Source organism: Delftia sp. ZNC0008 (assembly GCF_000799035.1).
Classification (GTDB): domain Bacteria; phylum Pseudomonadota; class Gammaproteobacteria; order Burkholderiales; family Burkholderiaceae_C; genus Comamonas; species Comamonas tsuruhatensis.
The window spans coordinates 1-5,580 of record NZ_JTKZ01000281.1 but is presented as its reverse complement, the minus strand read 5'-3'; the positions used below and the strand labels follow the sequence as shown (position 1 = coordinate 5,580).

The 5,580-nt window shown below is 68.6% G+C and carries 4 protein-coding genes; all 4 read right to left on the bottom strand.

From position 1 onward, the window contains the following. Positions 1-436: response regulator transcription factor (locus tag L995_RS09375; RefSeq protein WP_197065123.1), on the bottom strand; the 436-nt coding region annotated here is incomplete at its 3' end. Positions 437-589: 153 nt separating this feature from the next. After that, a complete protein-coding gene (locus L995_RS09370; RefSeq protein WP_231574395.1) occupies positions 590-1,804 on the bottom strand; it encodes a TolC family protein in 1,215 nt (404 codons plus the stop codon). A gap of 196 nt (positions 1,805-2,000) precedes the next feature. Next, positions 2,001-5,114: an efflux RND transporter permease subunit gene (locus tag L995_RS09365; RefSeq protein ID WP_016447267.1), complete on the bottom strand. Its 3,114-nt coding sequence runs from the start codon at positions 5,112-5,114 to the stop codon at positions 2,001-2,003. 21 nt (positions 5,115-5,135) lie between these two features. Beyond that, the coding region (locus tag L995_RS09360; protein WP_047471179.1) for an efflux RND transporter periplasmic adaptor subunit at positions 5,136-5,580 on the bottom strand (445 nt) is incomplete at its 5' end.

Genomic DNA, 5,580 nt, shown 5'->3' with positions numbered 1-5,580 from the left:
GCTCGGCGCTGCGCGTGAGCAGGTTCAGCCGCAGGTCGGCCAGGCGCATCTCGCGCGCAGGGGCCGGGATCTGGGCGCGGCGCACCAGGGCCTCCAGGCGCGCCGAGAGTTCGGAGAAGGCAAAGGGCTTGGTCAGGTAGTCGTCGCAGCCGGCCTTGAGGCCGCGCACGCGCTCGTCCGTGGCCGACAGGGCGCTGAGCACCAGCACCGGCGTCTGCTTGCCCATGGAGCGCAGCGTCTGCAGGATCTGCAGGCCGTCGAAGCCGTTGGGCAGCATGCGGTCGAGGATGATCACATCCCAGCTCTCGCCCACGGCCATGGCGATGCCCTGCACACCATCGCTGCACACCGCCACCTGCGCGCCCTGCTGGCGCAGGCCTTCGGCGATGTAGCGCGCGTTCAGCGCGTCGTCTTCGATGATGAGATAGCGGTACATGCGGGCGGCAGGGCCTGACTCGAAACTGAGGCAGACACTATACGGCGCGCCAGACTCCGCCGAGATCGGTGGGGGTGCCGGCATGTTGACCACCTCTTTCCAGCTAGGGGCAGGGCCGCGCGGCATCCCAGAGCACCGCGCCGCATGAAACCGTCAGGGCGCTGCCCACATCGGCAGATCGCCGCTGGCCACGCGCACCTGCCACTCGGCCAGCATCATTTCCTTGACCAGGTCCAGGTGCTCCAGGCGGTGCTCGTTGATCGATCCCAGCGAATCGATCAGCTCCAGGATGGAGCCCTGGCCCAGCTTGTAGGCATCCTGGGCCATCTGGTTGAGCGGCGCGATCTGGGCCAGGCCCTGCTTTTCGTAGGCGCGCACGGCATCGCGGCGCAGCTTCAGCTGCCTGATGGCGCGCTGCAGCTCGGTACGCGCCTCGATCAGCGCGGCGTCGTAGCGCAGCTGGGCCTGCTCGGCCTCCACCTGGGCACGCGCGATGGGGCCTTCGCGGCGATCGAACAGCGGCAGCTCCACCGACACGCCGATCTGGTTGTAGTTGCCGTCCAGCCGGTTGCGCACCCGCGCCACGCTGATGCTGGGCGTGGGCAGGGCTTCGCGGCGTTCCAGTTCGACCTTGTGGCGCAGCTGGTCCAGCTCGGCCTGGGCGGCCACCAGGGCCGGCAGGCGCAGGCGCGCGGCCTCCCAAAGTTCCTGCTCGTGCAACAGCTGGGCCACGGGAACGGCCTGCAGGCTGCCCGTGGCGCGCGGTGCCCACTGGGGCAGGGCGGCCAGGGCGGCGGCGTGCGAGGCGGCATCCTGCCAGTCCGACTGGGCCTGGCTGACCTGCATGGCCATCTGGGCCTGCTGCAGGCTCAGGCGCGCGCCGTCATAGCGGCTGCGCGCACCGGCCTCGATCTGTCCGCGCACGATATTGCCCGCGCTGTTCAGGGCCTCCTGCGCCTCTTGCCAGACCTTCAGGCGCTGCTGCGTCATCAGCAGATCAATGAAGGCCGTGGCTGCATCGTTGAGCGTGGTGGCCACGGCCACCTCGACATTGGCGCGCGCCGCCGTCTCGCCCTTGCGCGCGTTCTCCATGCGCAGGCGCCGCTGGCCGAAGATGGGCAGCGGCTGCTCTATGCCCCACTGCTTCTCGCCCGGCTTGCTGCTGTACGACGCCGAAGGATTGGGAAACGCCGCCGCCGTGCGGCTGTCCGCCTGCGCAATCCCGATCTGCAGCCGCTGCGCAGCCAGCTGGGGCTGGTTGCGCACCACCATCTGCAGATACTCCTGCATCCCCACCGGCTGCTGCGGCGCAGCCGCCGGAGCCACCTCGGAGGCAGGCGCCGCAGTGATGGCCGGCACAGCGGGCACAGCCTGCTGCGCAAGCGCAGAACCCGTCCCCCAGCACAGCGCCACAGCCACAAACAGGGCCCGATAAGGTGAACGACCCGCAAAACCGGCACGGCCCAAATCAGAGACGCCAAGCAAGAGCCGCCTCGCGGCGATGGCGTCGTCCCCCTCCCGCGAAGCGAGAGAGGGGGAAGCGGCGCAGCCGCTCAGGGGGTGCTTACTCTTTTTCATCGAGTTCTTCCTGCGTCAACATGTTCTTGGGGCCCAGCAGCGCATAGAGCACGGGCAGCAGCACCAGGGCCACCAGGGGCAGCACCACCATGCCGCCCACGATCACGGAGGCGAAGGGCTTTTGCGTCTCGCTGCCCACGCCCGTGGACAGCGCCATGGGCAGCAGGCCCAGCAGCGCCAGCAGCGCCACGAGCACGATGGAGCGCATGCGCTCGGCAGCGCCCTCGACCAGGGCCTGCATCATGGGCATGCCCTGCCGTCGCAGCTCCTCCACGGCCGAGATCACCAGCAGCCCGGCCAGCGCCACCTGCCCCAGCAAGGCAATGAAGCCGATGGCCGCGCTGATGGACAGCTCGATGCCCGCCAAGTGCAGGGCCGCGATGCCGCCCACCATGGTGAAGGGCGCGCACAGCAAGATGATGCCGGCGCTGCGCGCCTGGCCCAGCGCGCCGAACAGCAGGGCGTAGACGATGATCAGCGACAGCGGCACCACGATCTTCAGGCGCGCGGCCGCGCGCTGCTGGTTCTCCCACTCGCCGCCCCAGACGGCCTGGTAGCCTTCGGGGATCTTCACGTTCTTCTTGAACGTGGCCAGCGTGTCCTTGACCACGGAGCCGATGTCACGGCCTTCCACGTTGAACTTGAGCGCCATGTAGCGCGCATTGCCTTCGCGGAAGATGGAGGAGTTGCCGATCTTGATGGCCACCTGGCCCACCGAGTGCAGCGGCACCGAGCCGCCCGCAGCGCCATTGGGCAGGGGGATGGCGATGTTGCGGATGCGTTCCTCGTCCATGCGGTCCACGTAGGGCAGGCGCACGCGCACGGGCACGGGGTACTCGCCTTCCCACAGCGTGGTGGAGATGTTGCCGGCCAGCGCCGCCTCCAGCGTCTTTTGCGCGGTCTCCATGGCAATGCCCTGGCGCGCCAGCGCCTGGCGGTCGAACTCCACGTGCACCTGGGGCGCAGGCGCGTCGCGGTACAGGCCCAGGTCGACCACGCCGTCGATGTCCTTCACCAGGTCCACGGTCTGCTGCAGGATGGAGCGCAGCTGCGGAATGTCGGGGCCGAAGACCTTGAGCACCACCTGGCCGCGCGCGCCGGACGTCGATTCCTCCACGCTGTCGCGGATGGGCTGGGCGAAGTTGAACGACACGCCCGGAATCTCGCTGAGCGTGGCGCGCATCTGCTCGATGAGCTGGGGCTTGGTCAGGCCCTTGCGCCATTCGCCGTGGCCCTTCAGGCGCACCAGCACCTTGGCCAGGTTCAGCGTCTCGTTGTCGGTGCCGGACTCGGGACGGCCTTGCTCGGTGGTGACGGTGATGACCTCGGGGAAGGTCTTCAGGCGCAGGCGCACGTCGCGCAGCACTTCCTGGCCCTTTTCCAGCGAGATCGATGCCGGCATCTGCACCAGCACGTAGGCGTCGCCTTCATCGAGCTCGGGCAGGAATTCCGTGCCCAGCCAGGCGGCCGACAGGCCGGCCGCCACCAGGATGGCCAGCGAGGCGACCACCACCATGACACGGCGCCGCCCGGCGCCCAGCAGGCTGCCGATCCAGTGCTGGTAGCCGTGGTGCGCGCGGTCGAAGATCTTGGGCTCTTCCACCATTACGTGCTGGGGCTTGAGGAACAGCGCGCACAGCGCCGGCACCAGGCCCATGGCGAAGACCAGGGCACCCAGCAGCGCGAAGCTGTAGGTCATGGCCAGCGGACGGAAGATGCGGCCCTCGATGCTTTCCAGCGAGAACACGGGGATCAGCGCCGCGATCACGATGGCCATGGCGAACAGCGTGGGCTTGGCCACGGCCACGGCCGAGTCGATGATGATGTGGCGCATGTCCGCCTGCGTCTGCGGCTTGCGCAGGCGGGCGTTGCGGATGATGTTCTCGGCCAGCACCACGGCGCCGTCCACCATGATGCCGAAGTCGATGGCGCCCATGGAGATCAGGTTGGCCGGCATGCCCAGCAGGTGCAGGCCGATGAAGGCCACCAGCAGTGACAGCGGGATCACCGTGGCCACGATCAGCGAGCCGCGCAGGCTGCGCAGGAACAGCCACAGCACGCCCACGATCAGCGTGGCGCCGAACAGCAGGTTGTGCTGCACCGTGCCCAGCGTGTGGCCGACCAGATCGGAGCGATCGTAGTTGGTCTCCATGTGCATGCCCTCGGGCAGGCCGCCGTCATTGAGCGCGGCCACCTTGGCATGGATCTGGTCCAGCACCACCGAGGGGTTCTCGCCGCGCTTGAGCAGCACGATGCCCTGGACCACGTCGTCGGCATCGTCCATGCCCACCGAGCCCTGGCGCGGCGTGTGCGACTGCACCACGCGCGCCACGTCGCCAATGGTCACGGGCGCGCTGCCGCGCATGGCCACGACCACGCCCTGGATCTCCTGCGGCGTGCGCAGCAGGCCGATGCCGCGGATGATCAGCGACTGCTCGCCGCGGCGCATCAGGCCGCCGCCCACGTTGCGGTTGGACTTGGACAGGGCATCGCTCACGTCTTCCAGCGACAGGCCCAGCGCATACAGCTTCTCGGGATCGACCTCGACGTGGTACTCCTTGACGAAGCCGCCGATGCTGACCACGTCGGCCACGCCCTGCACCTGCTTGAGCACGCGCACCACGCGCCATTCCTGCTCGGTGCGCAGCTGCGCCAGCGTGTGGCGGTCGCTCTTCAGGCGGTAGTAGAAGATCTTGCCCAGCGGCGTGTAGTCGGGCGCCATCTCGGGCGTGACGCCGTCGGGCAGATTGGCCTGGGGCAGGCGCTGCGACACCTCGGCGCGCGCATGGAAGCTGTCGGCCTCGTCATTGAAGACGAGGTTGATCATGGCCAGGCCGAAGTAGCTCTCCGAGCGCAGCGACACCAGGCCCGGCGTGCCGTTGAGCTCGCGCTCCAGCGGCTGGGTGATCTGGCGCTCCACCTCCTCGGGGGCCAGGCCCGGCGCCTGGGCAATCACGCCCACCTGCACATTGGTCACATCGGGATAGGCCTCGATGGCCGTGTGCAGGTACGAATACACGCCATAGATGGCGATGATCAGGGTGGCGCACAGGGCGACGAGCCGCCGGTGCACCACAAACGCTATCAGGGAACGCAGCATTGATGGGACTCCTTGCCGCGATCAGAGCAGCTGGCTGGCTGCGCCGTCGAGCAGCAGGCCACCGCGCACGACGATCTTCTCACCCGACTTCAGGCCCGACACCACGGGCACCATGCCGCGCGAGGGCCGGCCCAGCACCACGGTGCGGGCCTCGAACTGCAGCTCGCCGGTCTGCACGAAGACGATGCTGCGGCTTTCATCCTTGATGAGCACGGCCGTCACGGGGATCAGCATCTCGTGCTCGTTGGAGACCTGCAGGCCCACGCGCGCCTGCATGCCGGAGCGCAGCACGGGGTTTTGCGCATCGAGCTGCACGATGACGGAGGCGCGGCGCGATTCCTTGTCCAGCGTGGCGCCCAGGTGGCGCACCGTGCCGGTCAGGGGCTTGGGCAGCTGCGGCACATCGACCTGCACGGCGCTGCCCAGGCGGATGCCGGGCAGATCGCTTTCGAAGACATCGACGCGG